The following is a 14,515-nucleotide window of genomic DNA, read 5'->3' as shown; positions in this document are numbered from 1 at the left end:
CGTTTCCTGGGCCTCTAGCTCATGCCTGGTTAGAGCAGCGGACTCATAATCCGTTGGTGCCGAGTTCGACTCTCGGGGGGCCTACCAAGAAAATCCTGAGTAATCAGGTACGTACAGCCGCCAGCAATGGCGGCTGTTTCGTTTTTGGAGCGAAGAGGGGCCTTCAGTGTGTGCAGAATATGTGTCATTGAGAAACAGCGATATCTTTGTTGCCGTTAAGCGCCCATAGTGGCTGCGGGAATATTTTTTCCCTGTACATCTAGGACATACATTGAAGATAGAAACTGGTATCGTGAAGTGGTTCAACAACGACAAGGGCTACGGCTTTATTTCGCCGGAACTGGGTGGTAAAGACCTCTTTGCGCATTACTCGGAAATTCAGGGTGACGGGCACAAATCTCTTGAAGAGAACCAGCGCGTTTCTTTCGTCGCCGGCCAAGGACAGAAAGGTCCTCAGGCGACCATGATCAAAGCGATTTAATAACCTGTTTGCCCGCTGCCAGGCGGGCAGGTAGGTAGCAAGCTGCGGGGCCGAATCCATTGGAACAATGGATTCGGCCTTTTTGTTTGTGAGGCCGGTCTAGCGTTCGCTCTTGGGCTAACACGGGGGCTAACACCAGGGCCAACAGACCAGATCTTGTGAATCTTGGCTGATTCTTTGTGCAGCCAAGGCGGGTATGCGGAAAGGTATGCGGCGGCCCCGACAAAAGCTATGGGCTTTGGCCGGGGCGTTCGCAGTCTTCATTGTGCAAAAGTCATACGGATATGGCCTTTACCGCCTCGTTCGGGAGCGTGTGAAACGCCCCCTTCCCTTTTCAAGGTCGGTAACTGCTGAAGGCACATCCGTATGGTGGGTTTCCGTGGGCTTATCTAATGCCTGCGGGCGTCGCCTGCCTATTCATTCGGATCCGGGCGCATGCCTCTCGCTTCTTGCAACGCTATCTCTGCGCAGAACGCTCGGATCATCGTTATGCAAAGCTCTTTGTCGGCTTCGGAGAGCGCCCGGAATTCGGCGGGCGGGAAATCGGGATAGGGCCATGTGTTCATTCAGACACTCTAGCAACGGGATTCGCTTCTGTATCGTCTGAAGCCCGGAACTAGGACTGATTGACGGGTCTATGCGCGGCGCTCCGGGGCTTGTGGCCTTGCCTTTTCAGCGCGGGGCCATTCCCTTGCGAAGCTTGTCAGGAGCCTCTAGCAGCGAGGCCGCCAGGCTGTCGCGCTCTTGCACACAGGGCTCGTCGCACAGACTTTTGACGAAATCATCGTACAGTTCGCCCGTCACGCCGGCGGGCCGCTTGAAGTCTCCCGATAGTTGATAGGCGCGCAGGATCACCGACCTTAGGCGCTTGACCTCCCAAAGCAGCGAGATCACGTCGGAGTTCCAGGGTTGACGCTCGCGGATCGTCCGGAGGTCGTCTAGGGTGAGGGGGGCTTTGAACGTCATGGTGCAAGACACTGTTTATATATCCAGTATATTCCACCAGAAACGGGGTCATTTCACGGCGTCGGCAATTAGTTTCAGGGCCGGATAGGCGCCCAGAAGGTCACGCGTCTCTTCCGGAGGCGCGCTCAGCCAGTCTTGGTACGAACCTTCCGAAAGGATCACCACCATCCGCTTTTCCTCGTTTGGCCGGTGGTATCGACTGAACAGCGGATCGTCGTCGGCGTTGATGGTCAGCATTGTGTAGCTTTCGTACAGGTGGCCCGCGGCGTCGCGCCACCTGTCCCAAAGCCCGGCGATGCCTAGCGGCATGCCGTCGGCACGGCTGATCCGAGTCGGAACGGCCGCGCCTGATCGCCAGTCGGGTTCGAAGATGGCTTGGGCGGGGATGATGCAGCGTTGCGCGCGGCGCCAAGCGTTGCCGAACGTGTATGACTTTGCCGCGGTTTCGCTACGAGCGTTGAAGGTGGACAATTTGGCGGCTTTATCCACCGCATCCGGGCGCGTCGCCGCCGAGATCAGGCCCCATCGGCCGATGACAGCCTCTCGTTCCGGCACCGCTTCATCACCTGAATCCCACTCTATCGGCCGGCGGACAAACAAGCCTTCGTAACGGGGCCACATGTCGTACTTCGTGCTGACGGAAGGGGCGCGAACGCCGAATTTCTGCAGCAGCAGCTCTGCGTCTTTCAGCGTCTGATAGTGGGAACACATGCGTGCCTCAATGGCTGAGAAAAGTCGACGCCAAAACGGAAGAGCGCCCCAGCTCAAGATGAGTCTGAGGCGCTCCTGCCCGGCTTCGCACGCGATGGGTGTCAGACAGCCCGGCAACTCAAATCTACTGCTGGAAAAAACGACCGGCAATAGGGAAAACCCCAAAAGAATTAGCGGGTTACAAGATCTCGGTCTTACGCAGGTCGTTCCGCTCTGAACCCTGTTTATGACGCGTCCGGCGTCAACGAATTTCTTGCCCGCTGGGGCGCTCTTCAACGCGTCAAGGCCCGGGGACACATTTGCCCACCTCGGCTTGTGCGAATTGTGGCGCCTGAGTGCGACGTCGACACTGACGCCTACTTTCAATGCAGCGGAGAGCAGAAATGTGGAGCAGTCGAAAACGTCAGCTTGGTCAGGGCATGACCGAATACATCGTCGTCGTAGCGCTTGTGGCGGTCGCGGCGATCGCCGTCTATCAGTACTTCGGACAAGTGGTTCGCTCGCAAACCGCCGCGATGGCGCGCGAGCTGGCCGGAGAAGACGGCGGGACGCAGACGCGCGCGGCGCAGCAAGCGGCTCAGAAGGCGGGCGCGCAGGCAAAGGCCCGCTCGTTGAAGTCTTTCACCGGCAATGCGACGGAAGCGAAGTGAAGATGTTTACTCGTACGCCAGAGTCCCTTCAACATGGCCAGGCCCTGGTGCTCGGCATGGTCGTTGTGTCGGTGGCAGTGGCGTCCCTGGTCGTGCTTTACAACCTGGGCCAGACCGTCGAGGGCCGCGTGCGGCTGACGCATGCCGCGGATGCGGCGGCGTACAGCGGCGCGCTGGAACAAGCGCGCACGCTCAACGCGATCGCCTACGTCAATCGCACCCACATTGCCCACCAGGTCGCCATGGCGCATCTGGTCACCCTGGCAGCGGCCGCGCAGTACGGCGGCGCCTTGCACACGCAGCATACTCGTCGCAATCCGCCGGGGGGCCTGATAGCCATGCTGTTCGGCGCGGATATGGGCCTGGCCTATCGGGCCGGGCAAGCCGCATCGGACGCACAGTGGCGACTGGCCGGCGCGTTTGCTCAACATGATCGGGCGGTACATCGCGTTTTGAAGGCGGGTGCGGAATCGGCCAGGGCGGGTCTTGTCGCTACTCGCGATCGCATCATGCGCAAGGTGCTTGAAGCCAACATGGTCGACTCCGGGTCCGGTTCCGATTCTGGTGTACGCGCACGTTCGTCGGGCTTGGCGCTGGATCTGTTGTCCGACAACTGGCCCGGCTTTATTGGGCGTAGCGCAGCTACCCGAGGCGCGGGCCTGCGTCCGGCCGTGGAGCAGGCCACCGAACGTTATCGCTTTGTGAATAGCCGCGATGCAACGCGTCGCAATGCCTGGCCGGTCAGCCGCCGATGTCCGTTGAAGCGGCATGAATTGCGCCGTCGTGGAATGACCTGGCTTGGCCCGGACGGGCGATGGGGCGCGTTGGATACGCAATCGTTCCATGCGCTGCGTTCCAATCGCTGGATTGGGTGCTACTTCCGTGAATGTGCGGATCAAAAAGAAGAGCCGCGACTGGCGCGGCTCTCCGGGGTGTTGCGTAGCTTGTTCCTGCGCTCAGGGTACATCTGAGGGTACAAACTGCTTTTTGGCCCAATCTCGGACCTCATCGGGATCCCAGATCGAAACCTGGGGGCTGATCTTGGTCCCCTTCGGAAAAGTGCCGGCCTTGATGCGTCGATAAATTTCCGTCTTGGATAGACCGATGGCGTGCGTCACGTCGCCGATCCGGTAGACCAGCTTCGGCGCCGCGGCCGGTGCCTGGTGTTGGGCTGCGTGTGCCATTTACTGCTCCTTGTTGTCGGTGGTGGCGCGCATGTTCCACTTATCGACGTGATCGCCCTTATCTGACCAAGGGGCTTGCGCGCCGCAATGGCCGCACTTGACGAAGTAGGCCGGGTGAAGAATCGTGCCTTCGATATGTTCGGTTTCGGGATCGCTGTGGCCGCAGAACGGGCACGGTTTCAGGTCAGCCACGTCCGCCTCCGTCCGTGCGGGGGTGCTTCTGCGCGGCCAGGGCGGCATTGATCACGGTCTGTGCGTGTTCCCTCATATGCGCGCGGCCCTTCTCCGGCATCTGCGTCCAGGGGTAGTCCATGCACTCGGACAGCGCCTTGGCCGCAGCTTCCAAGTCGATGACCGCATCCTTCGCGCAATCCCCGCCGTCCTTGTCAGCCTGGGTTTTCAGGGCGCGAATTCGTTCAGCCTGCATTAACAACGCGCCACGGACAATGCTCGCTGTCTCGTTCACGCGAGGCGTATCAATTGCCTTGGCCTCGCACAGTGCCGCCGCTTCCTCCAGCGCCCGATTGCGCACCGCCTCGCTGGCCTGGGGGGCGGCATACACTGGATATTCACCATCCGGCATCCAGTCGCACGCCACCACACGCGGCATATCATTTTCGCGGCCCGGCGTACCGCGTTCGAATCGTAGGATTGCCAAAGAGCGCGCCTCCCCGGCAACAGGGGCGCTTGCCAGGCCATCAGCCAGTGCCCCAAGTTCGCTAGGGTCGTCTGCTTGTGTTCCGGTCGGCATCGGCCCCCATTCGGTAGCTTGGGCGCGGCGGTCCTGATAGGCCTGCTGTTCTTGGCGCGCTTTCTCCCGCAGAGCCTCGGCCACCTTCGCCATCGGGGATTCATCGGCTACAGAGGCGCTCGCCAAGGCTGCGCGGGCTTCCCGTTGCAGGTGGTCGGCGAACTGCTGCGGCGTGGCCGTGCGGTTGACCGTGTAGGCGATGTCGTGCAAGGCCGATTGCAGCGCCTGGATGGCGTCCGAATATTGCTTCTCCGCACCCTTGGCCGGCTTGCATTCGTGCAGCGCATTGAATGCAAGATTGGCCGCGCCGAGAAGGCTGATCCGCTCGTCGGCTACAGGGGCGCTATGTCCAGAGCTTGTGTCCACAGGCTTATGTCCAGGGGCGACGTACTTAGGGTTGCGCATCATGCCCTGTTCAATGTCGTGCGGGTCGTCGATCCATTCCGGCTCGGCTACACGGGCGCGCAATTGAGAACGCAGGGACTGCACCAGATCTTCCTCTTTCTCTTTCCCTAGGTAGCAGTCTCCGTTAACCGAGTCCAGCAGTTGGGCTAGTTTTGCAGTGTCGATCATGGCTACAGGGGCGCTTGCCAGGGCGGCACGGGCAATCTCAACGCATCTCGCGTGGCGGTCGCCGGAGTTCGCCCCGTCTTTTGCTGTATCCACGATTCTTTGCAGCGCCGCCCGCTCATCGCCCGCCTGCACGCCCTCCGCGCGCAGCTTGGACAGCAGGGCGCGGGCAAAGCGGATGTGACGGTTCCATCCGGGGCTTTGGGGACTGTCTTTGCAAGCTTCATCCCAAAGCGCTTGAATTGCGGCATCCGTCAGCCCAGGCTGGGCGGCGTTGTTCTCAGTCATGGCTTTCCTTGGTGGTGGCCAGCTCTTTCCCGAGCTTGGTAATCCAGCGGCGCGCGCTGGCGCGGGCTTTCTTGGCGGCCTTGCGTTGCTGGATCAGTTGATGGGCGCGCAGCGCGTGCGGGCAGTTGGCCGCCAGGTACTTGTCCACGTCCCCGTCGTGGTGGACATAGACTTTCTCGCCATCGCTGTAGGGTGTCTCTTCCTCGTATTCCATCTGGTACGCCCGCTCCAGCCAGTTGACGGACAGATGCCGGTAGGAAATCACACCATCCGGCGGATCCTGCGCCACAAGGGAAGCTTCGATCGCCTTCCCGATTTCCTCAGATAGGCGCCCCACTTCCTGGACGGCCACGTTTAGCGCGAGAATGGCTTGCTGATATTTGTCCATCACGCCTCTCCCTTCTGCTGGGCAATGGCGGCGGTAATCACGGTTTTTGCGTTCTGCCGCATCTGCTCGCGGCCCTGTTCAGGCATGTGTGCCCACGGGTAGTCCATGCACTCAGCCAGGGTCTTTGCTGCCGCGTCCAAGTCGAGGTTCGGCAACAGCGCATCGCCAGCAGCGGGAGCGGCAACGGAAGCGCGGCCCTTCCAGCCAAGCCAGCGGTTGTAGTGATGGGTCACCTCGGGCACGTAACTGCCGAATTCTCTCTTGTGCCACGCCTCGAACGCCTGGCGCTCATCCTCCCCCGTCGCTCCGGTGGGTATAGGGTGCGAGGTAGGGGCGGGGGAACAGTCCGGGCACGGCTCGGCGTTCAGGATGTTGCCGACTGCGCCATGACCATTGCAGGTCGAGCAGGGATCGGTGGGCATGGGCTGCCACAGCGTCGGAACTTCGCTGCCTTCCAGCCGAAGGGCCTGGGGCCACTGCGTGAACCAGTCCTTGGCGAACAGCGTTTCCTCATCCCAGGCGTCGAGCTCGTCCTGGGTCATTGGGAACGAGTCGGCCGACGTGTAGCTGGCGATGAATTGGCCGCAGTCGTGGCGCCAGGCCAGGATTTCGGTGCCATCCTTCGGCGCGCTGGCGATAGGCTTCCATTCTGTGTTCATGCTCTCAGGCTCCGGGGGCGCGCGCGGCGTCAAGCTCAGCGCGGATCTGGGTTTGCAATAGCAGGTCGGTCTGGTCGTCCGGGTCGGCGGTCGCCATGGCCCGGCGCAGGGCGGGCATGGTGGTGGCCAGGCCGGCCATGGTTTCGGCGCGGATCGGCACCAGGTATTTCAGGGCGATGTGCAGCTCGCGCAGGGGTTCCAGCGGCAGCGTGCGGTCGTGCCGCGTGCACCACATTTCGAAGTGCCAGATAACACCCTCAATCGCGCCGTCGGACTCGTACCATTTACCGTCACCCGCGCGGAATTGCGGGATGCCCTTGGCGTCGGTGTGCACGGTGCCGTCGCGGTTGATCTGGTCGATGATGGCCTCCAGCGGGCGCAGCACCAGGTCGGTCGCGACGAGCATGGGCGCGCGGATGGCGCGGGGCCGATAGGCCTTGTTGCGGCGGGGCTTGCGGGCGTGGGTCATCACTGCACCGTAGAGGGATATGCGTCGCCGTCTTCCATGCGCTGCGCGACGTGCATGGATGTGCGCAGCAACAGGTCGATGACGGCGGTCTGGTTGGACACGAACCCATAGCCCAGAGCCGCCGAGCTGATGAGCATTTCCAGCGCCTTGCGTACCTTCTCCGGATCGCCGTAGGCGCCGACCTGCTGGATGTAATCGCCGATCAAGCGCTGGGAACTGGCTTGGCAGGCGGCGGGCGTGAAATCGGGCATGTCGTTCTCTGTGTAGATGGCCGGCACCGGCAGCGGTTGGGGGTGGCTTGAGGTAGCCCCGCCGCCGCGCCGGCCGAAGGGGTTATTCCAGGGTCAGGCCCAGGCTCTGCTGCTTGTCGACAGCGGGAGTGACGCTGATATCCACCTCGCCTCCCAGAACTTCGTACAGGCGCTTGATCTGCTCGCCGGTGGGGTTGCACTTGACGCGGAAGCCGTAGCGCGCGCTGCCTCCTTCCATCAGTTCGACGGAAAAATGGTCAACGTCGGCAGTTTCGAAGTCGATGTTGGATGCGCCGCCAAGGCCAAAGCCGATCACGACCTGCGCTCCCTTCAATTCATGCTTGAGGCGCAGCGCGCCGATCAGGTCGCCGAACTTGCGCACAGTCAGCGCGTCGGCCGGGCTGCCTTCGAAGATCTCTTCCTGGTCCGGCGGCGTCTCTTCGCGGCGGTACAACGCATCGCGCAGCACCGGGTGGAACATGGCCAGCAGGCCGTTGCTCTCGGTGAATGCGATCTTCAGGTCCGCGCCGCCGACCTTCTCGTCGCCGTGGTTCTCGGGGCGCACGTTCAGGTGTGCGAGCGTGACTTTCTGGCTTTCCAGGCTGAACATTCGTCAGTCTCCTAGGTTGTGCTGCTGGGGAAGGGTTAGGCGTCTGCCGCGCCAGCCAGGATCCCGGCCAAGAAAACCAGGCTGGCGGAAGCGGGCGGGTTGGTATCAAGCGCGCCAATGTCCAGTTCTTCGGCGAGCTTGGCGATCATTTCCTTGACCTCAAGAAGCTCAATGCCAGCCAGACCGGCCTGGCGCTTCATGGGATTACCCGAAAGCTGGATAGCGGGGCTTTGCGCAAGCTGGCGCGCGGCCAGGCGCAGGATGTGGGCGAAGATGTCGACCTCACGGCCATTGGCCGACACATAAAACGAGCGGGAAAGTTCGCAATTCATGGAGGTTCCTTAAGCAGCCTTGCGGCGCAGGGTGTCGACCATCTCGCACAGTTCAACTTCGAACTGGAGCAGGGCGGTCAGCAGGGTCTTGATGTAGGCGTCGTCGCGCGGGATGCGCTGCACGTACAGGCGCCAGGGCTCGGCCATGCGCGGGTCGTAGCTGATGAAGTCCCACCACTGGCGGCCGGTCACAAGCATGTTTCCCTGCACCTGGGGGATGTGGCCTTCGGGCATGCCCTCCAGCCACGTCTGGATGTGCACCTGTTCGTCGTGCGGGCATTTCGATTCGATGCCGCCGTCTGCGCCGATCAGGCCGTCAGGGCTGGCGCCGATGAACGAATGCACCGGGTGCAGGACAAAGCCGCTTTCCTCCACCAGCGCGCCCTTGTCGACCATGTAGGCCTCTTTGGCGACGTCTTCCAGGTCGCGGCCCCACGACAACGACTTCGCCCCAACTTCGCGCTTGGGGATGCCCGCCAGGCGCTCAAAGGCCAGCGTGCGCATCAGGCGCGTGCGCTCCAGCGTCGGTTCGGGCTTCTTCGGCTGGCCCTTGCGCGGGCCGGTCTTGTAGACACCCTCGCCGGGCGTGACCGCGATGGCGGCGGCGAAGTTGCTGGCGGTAATCTTGCCCGCGCGCTCCTGCCGCCATTCCTCGGTGCGCTGTTCGGCGGGCGCGTTCATTCTTGGACGCCTTCGAAGGGGTTGTCTTCGGTGGCCTGCGCATCCGGCGCGGCGTCCGGCTGGGCGGCCTGCGTGGGCGTGGCGTCCTCGGCGGCGGCCAGGGCCTTGAGACGCTTGATTTCATCTGCGCCCACTGCCGCGCGCTCGTCCTTGCTCAGCTTCTTCCAGGCGGATTCCAGATCGGCGATGCGCTGCGGCGCGGCGTCGTCGCTGCGCGCGATCATTTCCAAATCGCGGATGACCTGGTCGCGGTCGACCTGTGCCGCCGGCTGCGGCTTGGCGGCCTGGGCGAACTCGGCGGCAGTGCGCGGCGTGATGTCGCGCTCGCGCGGTTGGGCAGTGCCGTCCTGCTCGTCTTCCGTGTACACGCCCAGGATCACGTCCGGGGTGTAGCGGCGCGCCCATTTGCGCACGGCCAGATAGGTGATCTGCTGTTGCGGGTCGGTGGCCCATTGCGTCGAGAAGCGCGGGTAGGCCTGGGCCATCATCACCTGCACTTCGCGCGGTGCGGCTTCGCCGCGAATGGTGCAGCGGCAGATAACGCCAAGCCCTTCCTCGTCCGCCTTGGTCCAGTCGGCAACGTAATACTTGCCGCCCTTGTCCGACTTCATTTCCTTGACGCGCCCCAGGATGCGGGACCAGTCGCCAAGGAATTCAAACTCCGGGCGGCCGGTCACCGGTGCGCGCGCGATCACCACGGCATTCACCAACTGCGCTTCGTAGCCCAGGGCGCCGCCTTGGGTGACGTGGGTTTTCTGTGCCACTGCGAACGGGTTCATGCCCCATTGCATGGACTGCATGATCACGGCCATGCAGTCCGAAGCGTTGCCCTGAAGGTGACGCGGCACCGTGGCGCGGCCGGCGGCCATCATTTCAGCAGCGCGCATCATGCTGTCCATATTGCGCGCGTCCAACACCAGGCCGGTGGTGCTGGTGTCGGCCGCCGGCAGGTCCAGGGCGGTGGTTTGGGATTCGATCGTGGTGGCTTCAGACATTGCTTTCTCCTGCCCGAGACTCGGCCGGGCGTAGTGGATGGTTAGGCGGCCAGATCGGCCATTGCGGGGTTGGTGAACTTGGCCAGCCAGGTCAGAACGTGCTCGGGCTCGACGCCGTAGTGCTGCGCCAGCACGGCGACGATTTCGGCGTTGCCCGGGCCGTTGGCCAGGAACTCGGCTTCTTCGCGGCGGGCTTGCTCGGCGAGGCGTTCGCGCTCGGCTGCTTCGGATTCGGCGCGCGCGGCGGCTTCCTTTTCCTGCTGGGCACGGGCGGCGGCTTCGGCCTTTTCTTGCTCAGCTCGGCGCACGGCGGCCTGCTGCGCTTCGAAGTCGCGGCGCTGACGGTCGATTTCTTCCTGCTGGGCGCGCAGCACCGCGGCGGCTTCGTCCTGCTGGCGCTTGAGCGCTTCGGCGGCTTCGGCATCCTTGCGGGCCTGCTCTGCGCGTGCGGCTTCCTGACGGGCGTTCTCGGCGTCGCGGTCAGCTTGCAGGCGGCGCTGCTGTTCTTCCAGTTCGGCGCGTTCCCTGGCTAGGCGCTCGTCTTCTGCCTTGCGGGCAGCGGCGGCTGCGGCTTCCTGTTCCAGGCGCTGGCGTTCCAACGCGGCGCGCTCTTCGGCCAGGCGCGCGGCTTCCTGTTCCTGCGCCAGCGCGGCGTCGTGCATCTGCTCCAGCTTGGCGCTGGTGTCCGCCTGCAAAGCCATGGCTTCGCCCGCGCGGTGTTCGTACAGTTCGGTGGTGATGGGCAACTCGGCCACGGCGGCCAACAGCGCGGCGATGTCGGCGGCGCTCTTGCCCGCGGCCTGCACCGGGTACTGGCCGATGGCGTTGATACGTGTCTGGATCGCCTGCTGGCGCGCCAGTTCGGCCGCTTCCTTCGCCGCCTTGATTTCCGCCTTGCGGGCCTCTTCGGCCTTGATCTGCGCATCGATCGGCTCTTCAACCGCCTTCACCTCATCCTTGATGCTGGACAGGATGGCGCGCATTTCGCGCTGCTTGGCCAGCATCGGCTTGTTCCAGCCTTCATAGGCGGCATCGGCCGACGTGCGGATGCTGACGCAGCGCGACCGCGCGGCACGCGCTGCCTTGTCGCCGGCCGAGGTGCTGACGTCGAACTGCACGCCGGCCAGGTCTTTGCGAAGCTCGGCCAGGCCTTTCTGCACGGCGTTGTATTCGGTGATCGAGGCGGGCGCGTCCAGGATTTCGTCTGCTACGGTGGTCATGGTGGTGGTCTCTCAGGGTTGGCGCGCGGCCACGGCGGTCTTGCCGCAGCCTTCGCAGGCGGTGAGGGTGGATTGGGCGTCAAGCGTCGGGCCCAGCACGCAGGCCATGAACACGCCGGCGCAGAGGGCAGCGGCACCGATCAGCAGGTCGCCGTGGGCGCGCAGGAGGCGGCGGATCATCGAAGGCTCTCCATCTGCGACTGGTAAAACTCATGGGCGCGGCCGAGCTCAGCGCGCAGATAGTCCTGCCACCAGTCGACGTCGCCGCCACCAGCGGAAGACAGCAGGCCGGCGTCGTACTCGTCCAGTTCCGGCGTTTCGCGCGGCGACAGGTCATCAGCGGCGGAACGAAGCTCGGCGGCCATGGCCTGGGCCTCTTCCTGATTCAGCAGGCCGGATTCGATGCTGGCGTTTCCTTCGCTGACGGTCATCTCTTGATAGGGAAAGCCAACGCGGCGCACATTGAATTTCATGCTTCGCTCCACGGATCGAGGCGGACGTACAGGCGCGAAAAGAAGTCGCCCACACGGCCCAACGGGTAAGCGGCTATCAGGCCGCACAGGATGAAGAGGGGGAGGGTCATTGCTTGCGCCCGAACGTCACGCGCTGGCCGTCGTCGCACAGGTCAACCAGGTCAGACACCAGCAGGCCCTGGGCCAGCAGCACCCACTGGCGGAAGAACGCGCCCACGACAACCGGCGCATCGCCGCGCACCGAAGCGGCCACCGCCATCACAAACGCCTGTTCAGCGTTCGCGTTGCCTTCGGTCGCCGAATACAGCGCCTCGGCTGCACGCTGCGAATAGTCGTGCTGGCGATGCACTGTCAGATCACGCACCAGGGCGGCGTGCACATCAGCGTCCATTTCGCGCAGGGCAGCCATACGGCGCTGCACGTCCGTCAGCGGCGGCATGATCGCGGCTGTGCCGCACTCAGTCGGGTAGGTCAGGCGGGCCATGATTAATTCCGCCCTTCGCGTTCGGCCTGACGGGCCATTTCCTGGTAATGCACCACCGTCGCGTACTTGCGGAATTCGTCGGCCCACGTCGTGCGGATGCGCTTGCGGTTGTTGGCGTCGGCCAGGTCCCATGCAGCAGCCAGGGTCTTGATGAACATGTCACCGTTGACGAGCATCGCGCGAACGGTCTGATAGTCCGTCACAGGCGGATAGGGCATCTGGAAGACAACCTGGGCCTTGGCGTCCTTCCAGCTTTCGCCCTTGTCGTAGGCATCCAGCGACTTTTCCGCAGACACCAGCGCGGCCATCGCGGAGCTGATCGCCCCTTCGATATCGCTGCCGTTTTGATGTACCACCGCAACCAGAACGGCGCGGATCGTGTCCTCGGTAAGGTGCTTCATCGTCTTCTCCCGTTTGCTCACCGGGTGGTGAGTGCATGGGAGAAATTAAAGCATTCTTTCTTTCAGAAAACAAGCATGCTTTACTTGAGACGCAAAAAAAACCGCCCGTAGGCGGCTTCACGATGTGCGCGGTCGGCTACTTGCTACGCGCCCTCACTGCGTCATCGACACGAGTGTATGCAAACCACGCCACCACAAAGACGGGAATCCAGCACACCGTCAAATACGGATGCTGCCAGGATTCCGGAACTTTCAGGCCGACGTACCACACGGCAATCATTGCTATGAACCCCGCCACGGCGGCGAAGCAGGCCGGGGCAATCGATTTGGCTCCGCTGTTTCTACTCACTTGCTTCCCCCTTGTTTGCACGGGAATGCCTGCATAAGAGACGTCATCACCAGCACGTCGCCCGACAAATGGCGATTGCGCGGCGTGTCGACCAAATACTTCAGAAAAACGTCTTTCAGCTGTCCAACCGTGACGTTCTTAGGCACGCAAAAATAAGGAGCGGTTTTGCTCAGCTCTTCATGAAGGGTTATCCCATCCCAAACCCCGCGCACGTAGGCGAGGCAAAGCATATTCTGCGCTGCGACTGTTGATTGGCAGACCGGCAGCCAGTAGTTGCCAGAAGAAAAATCGTCCGCGCGAGCTGAATAGGACGTCGCCATTACCGCCGCAAAAGCTGCCGCGGACATCATCCTTTTTTTAAACATTGACTTCAATCTCCTCACGGGACCAAACCAGTTTTATCCAATCCGGCCTATGCGGCGCGCGGGGAGCTCGGGCTTTTCAGGCCGACGGTTTCTTTCAGCACACCCTCGGCGAAGCCTTCGACGCGCCCCTTTTGAGCATCACTGAGGGCGTTCCACTGCTCCACGGTGACGGCAGTGAATGGCCATGGCGCCGAGGATGCCTGAAGCGGCTGTTCTTCACCAGTGGCCAACCAGAACGGATTCACCCCGAGGTACCGCGCCGCGCGTTCCGAATTTTCGGCGGTAAGGGCTTTTGTCTTGCCCATGATCACCTGGCCAACGGCCTGAACGCTTACAGAAATTGCGGCTGCTAGTTCCTGACGCTCGCGCCCGGCAAGGCGTAGCGCTTCGGCCAATCGGGATCCGTACGTGCTTTTCATGGGCGCAAGCGTACTTTCATTCGGACAAAGCATGGTTGCTCCGTAAATTAAAGAATGCTTTAATGCACGCATGAAGAAAACTGAAGCTACCCGACTGCTTGGCGGCACTACCGCGGCCGCCGCCCAAGCAATGGGCATTACGCCGCAAGCCTATTACCAGTGGCCCGACGAGCTGCCCCCCCGGCTCCAGGACCGCGTGGTCGCTGCCATCGCGCGGAAGCTGCTGCCCGGCGCGCTGCTTGGGGACCCGCCGCCGGCGAGCAAGGAAGCAGCATGAACACATCAATGCACCGACGCGCTTTCGCGCCCGTCCGAGGCCCATGCCATACGTGCGCGTTCGGCGAGCAGCGCATCGAAGACATCAAGCACCGCCTGCTCGCTTGGCTCGATAAAGGTCCGGCGCGCGATTTGTTCGGCGTGCCGCAGAAGTTGTTCCGTTTCAGTCAGTTTTTCCATACCGCCAGTCTGCCCAGGGGCGTATTCCGGGGCATTCCCTTTATTTGGAATAGCCATGATCCCCATTGAACCGGCCGGAATGACCGGTCCTCACGTCATCGAAACGGCCTTGCGCTTGGCAATGGCCAACCAGATCCAGCGCCAGAAACTGCTGGATGCCACTGGCTGGGACGCCAGCATGCCGTCCAAGGTGTGCTCGGGTGCCACCGGAATCACGCTGGAAAAGCTGGACGCGATGTGCCGCGCCCTGGGCCTGACCATCGTTGAGGTCGGGTACATGGACTACCTGGCGCGTGGAAATGAAATCGGCTCGCGTTGCTGCAAGGCGCGCTTGAGCCTTGGCAACTGCGGGGCGCGCTGAC

At 62.6% G+C, this 14,515-nt stretch carries 26 protein-coding genes and 1 tRNA gene; 6 read left to right on the top strand and 21 right to left on the bottom strand.

Features of this window, described 5'->3' with window-relative positions:
- Nucleotides 1-8 precede the first annotated feature (8 nt).
- Together YH64_RS09480 and YH64_RS09475 are read left to right on the top strand one after the other, a co-directional pair.
- A tRNA-Ile gene (locus YH64_RS09480) sits at nt 9-87 on the top strand.
- Nucleotides 88-277: 190 nt separating this feature from the next.
- On the top strand, nt 278-481 hold the full coding sequence (locus tag YH64_RS09475) for a cold-shock protein (RefSeq protein ID WP_172616244.1): 204 nt from the start codon (nt 278-280) through the stop codon (nt 479-481).
- Nucleotides 482-1,153: 672 nt separating this feature from the next.
- Here the strand turns inward: YH64_RS09475 and YH64_RS09465 are convergent.
- Together YH64_RS09465 and YH64_RS09460 are read right to left on the bottom strand one after the other, a co-directional pair.
- Nucleotides 1,154-1,447, bottom strand: a complete 294-nt coding sequence (locus YH64_RS09465; protein WP_046803669.1) for a hypothetical protein — start codon at nt 1,445-1,447, stop codon at nt 1,154-1,156.
- Between the two features lie 48 nt (nt 1,448-1,495).
- The gene (locus YH64_RS09460; protein ID WP_046803668.1) at nt 1,496-2,158 is read right to left on the bottom strand and encodes an SOS response-associated peptidase; all 663 of its coding nucleotides are present in this window, start codon (nt 2,156-2,158) and stop codon (nt 1,496-1,498) included.
- 383 nt (nt 2,159-2,541) lie between these two features.
- On the opposite strand from YH64_RS09460, the gene YH64_RS09455 reads away from it, so the two are divergent.
- Both YH64_RS09455 and YH64_RS09450 read left to right on the top strand, forming a co-directional pair.
- Nucleotides 2,542-2,808 carry a hypothetical protein gene (locus YH64_RS09455; RefSeq protein WP_046803667.1) on the top strand — a complete coding sequence of 89 codons (267 nt, stop codon included), beginning with the start codon at nt 2,542-2,544 and terminating at the stop codon, nt 2,806-2,808.
- A 47-nt stretch (nt 2,809-2,855) separates the two neighbouring features.
- Complete coding sequence (locus YH64_RS09450) at nt 2,856-3,779, top strand: hypothetical protein (protein ID WP_255444250.1); 924 nt, start codon at nt 2,856-2,858, stop codon at nt 3,777-3,779.
- On the opposite strand, the gene YH64_RS09445 is transcribed toward YH64_RS09450, so the two are convergent.
- From YH64_RS09445 to YH64_RS09365, 18 genes are all read right to left on the bottom strand, one after another.
- Entirely contained in the window at nt 3,765-3,992 is a 228-nt protein-coding gene (locus YH64_RS09445) for an AlpA family transcriptional regulator (protein WP_046803666.1), read from the bottom strand. The two genes, YH64_RS09450 and YH64_RS09445, sit on opposite strands and share 15 nt — an antisense overlap.
- Complete coding sequence (locus tag YH64_RS09440; protein ID WP_046803665.1) at nt 3,993-4,184, bottom strand: Lar family restriction alleviation protein; 192 nt, start codon at nt 4,182-4,184, stop codon at nt 3,993-3,995. It lies immediately after the preceding gene.
- Entirely contained in the window at nt 4,177-5,601 is a 1,425-nt protein-coding gene (locus tag YH64_RS09435) for a hypothetical protein (protein WP_046803664.1), read from the bottom strand. Before YH64_RS09435 ends, YH64_RS09440 begins: the two co-directional genes overlap by 8 nt.
- Nucleotides 5,594-5,989 carry a hypothetical protein gene (locus YH64_RS09430; protein WP_046803663.1) on the bottom strand — a complete coding sequence of 132 codons (396 nt, stop codon included), beginning with the start codon at nt 5,987-5,989 and terminating at the stop codon, nt 5,594-5,596. The genes YH64_RS09435 and YH64_RS09430 overlap by 8 nt, the downstream gene beginning before the upstream one ends.
- Entirely contained in the window at nt 5,989-6,648 is a 660-nt protein-coding gene (locus YH64_RS09425) for a hypothetical protein (protein ID WP_143215312.1), read from the bottom strand. Before YH64_RS09425 ends, YH64_RS09430 begins: the two co-directional genes overlap by 1 nt.
- A gap of 4 nt (nt 6,649-6,652) precedes the next feature.
- Nucleotides 6,653-7,117, bottom strand: a complete 465-nt coding sequence (locus YH64_RS09420) for a hypothetical protein (RefSeq protein WP_046803661.1) — start codon at nt 7,115-7,117, stop codon at nt 6,653-6,655.
- Nucleotides 7,117-7,368: a hypothetical protein gene (locus YH64_RS09415; RefSeq protein WP_046803660.1), complete on the bottom strand. Its 252-nt coding sequence runs from the start codon at nt 7,366-7,368 to the stop codon at nt 7,117-7,119. Before YH64_RS09415 ends, YH64_RS09420 begins: the two co-directional genes overlap by 1 nt.
- Nucleotides 7,369-7,450: 82 nt before the next feature.
- The gene (locus tag YH64_RS09410) at nt 7,451-7,978 is read right to left on the bottom strand and encodes a hypothetical protein (protein WP_046803659.1); all 528 of its coding nucleotides are present in this window, start codon (nt 7,976-7,978) and stop codon (nt 7,451-7,453) included.
- A gap of 35 nt (nt 7,979-8,013) precedes the next feature.
- Nucleotides 8,014-8,310 carry a hypothetical protein gene (locus YH64_RS09405; RefSeq protein ID WP_046803658.1) on the bottom strand — a complete coding sequence of 99 codons (297 nt, stop codon included), beginning with the start codon at nt 8,308-8,310 and terminating at the stop codon, nt 8,014-8,016.
- 9 nt (nt 8,311-8,319) lie between these two features.
- Entirely contained in the window at nt 8,320-8,991 is a 672-nt protein-coding gene (locus tag YH64_RS09400; protein WP_046803657.1) for a lambda exonuclease family protein, read from the bottom strand.
- Complete coding sequence (locus YH64_RS09395) at nt 8,988-9,986, bottom strand: RecT family recombinase (protein WP_046803656.1); 999 nt, start codon at nt 9,984-9,986, stop codon at nt 8,988-8,990. Before YH64_RS09395 ends, YH64_RS09400 begins: the two co-directional genes overlap by 4 nt.
- Before the next feature lie 41 nt (nt 9,987-10,027).
- Nucleotides 10,028-11,206 (bottom strand): hypothetical protein, encoded by a 1,179-nt coding sequence (locus tag YH64_RS09390; RefSeq protein WP_052945960.1) that lies wholly within the window; start codon nt 11,204-11,206, stop codon nt 10,028-10,030.
- Nucleotides 11,207-11,218: 12 nt separating this feature from the next.
- Nucleotides 11,219-11,386 (bottom strand): hypothetical protein, encoded by a 168-nt coding sequence (locus YH64_RS30165; RefSeq protein WP_185975357.1) that lies wholly within the window; start codon nt 11,384-11,386, stop codon nt 11,219-11,221.
- The gene (locus YH64_RS09385) at nt 11,383-11,679 is read right to left on the bottom strand and encodes a hypothetical protein (protein WP_046803655.1); all 297 of its coding nucleotides are present in this window, start codon (nt 11,677-11,679) and stop codon (nt 11,383-11,385) included. The genes YH64_RS30165 and YH64_RS09385 overlap by 4 nt, the downstream gene beginning before the upstream one ends.
- A 106-nt stretch (nt 11,680-11,785) precedes the next feature.
- A complete protein-coding gene (locus YH64_RS09380) occupies nt 11,786-12,163 on the bottom strand; it encodes a hypothetical protein (RefSeq protein WP_046803654.1) in 378 nt (125 codons plus the stop codon).
- Between the two features lie 2 nt (nt 12,164-12,165).
- The gene (locus tag YH64_RS09375; protein WP_046803653.1) at nt 12,166-12,564 is read right to left on the bottom strand and encodes a hypothetical protein; all 399 of its coding nucleotides are present in this window, start codon (nt 12,562-12,564) and stop codon (nt 12,166-12,168) included.
- A gap of 345 nt (nt 12,565-12,909) precedes the next feature.
- Nucleotides 12,910-13,278 (bottom strand): Rap1a/Tai family immunity protein, encoded by a 369-nt coding sequence (locus YH64_RS09370; RefSeq protein ID WP_046803652.1) that lies wholly within the window; start codon nt 13,276-13,278, stop codon nt 12,910-12,912.
- Between the two features lie 47 nt (nt 13,279-13,325).
- Complete coding sequence (locus tag YH64_RS09365) at nt 13,326-13,697, bottom strand: helix-turn-helix domain-containing protein (RefSeq protein WP_046803651.1); 372 nt, start codon at nt 13,695-13,697, stop codon at nt 13,326-13,328.
- A gap of 70 nt (nt 13,698-13,767) precedes the next feature.
- Here YH64_RS09365 and YH64_RS09360 point away from each other — a divergent pair, with 70 nt between their 5' ends.
- Nucleotides 13,768-13,974: a hypothetical protein gene (locus YH64_RS09360; protein WP_046803650.1), complete on the top strand. Its 207-nt coding sequence runs from the start codon at nt 13,768-13,770 to the stop codon at nt 13,972-13,974.
- 5 nt (nt 13,975-13,979) lie between these two features.
- On the opposite strand, the gene YH64_RS30160 is transcribed toward YH64_RS09360, so the two are convergent.
- Entirely contained in the window at nt 13,980-14,153 is a 174-nt protein-coding gene (locus YH64_RS30160) for a hypothetical protein (protein ID WP_185975360.1), read from the bottom strand.
- 55 nt (nt 14,154-14,208) lie between these two features.
- Between YH64_RS30160 and YH64_RS09355 the strand changes: the two genes are divergently transcribed.
- Nucleotides 14,209-14,514, top strand: a complete 306-nt coding sequence (locus YH64_RS09355) for a transcriptional regulator (RefSeq protein WP_046803649.1) — start codon at nt 14,209-14,211, stop codon at nt 14,512-14,514.
- The last annotated feature ends 1 nt before the right edge of the window (nt 14,515 follow it).

Source organism: Achromobacter sp. LC458 (assembly GCF_001005835.2).
GTDB lineage: Bacteria > Pseudomonadota > Gammaproteobacteria > Burkholderiales > Burkholderiaceae_B > Achromobacter > Achromobacter spanius_B.
The sequence above is the reverse complement of the archived record's forward strand: the minus strand, read 5'-3'. Positions and strand labels throughout refer to the sequence as shown.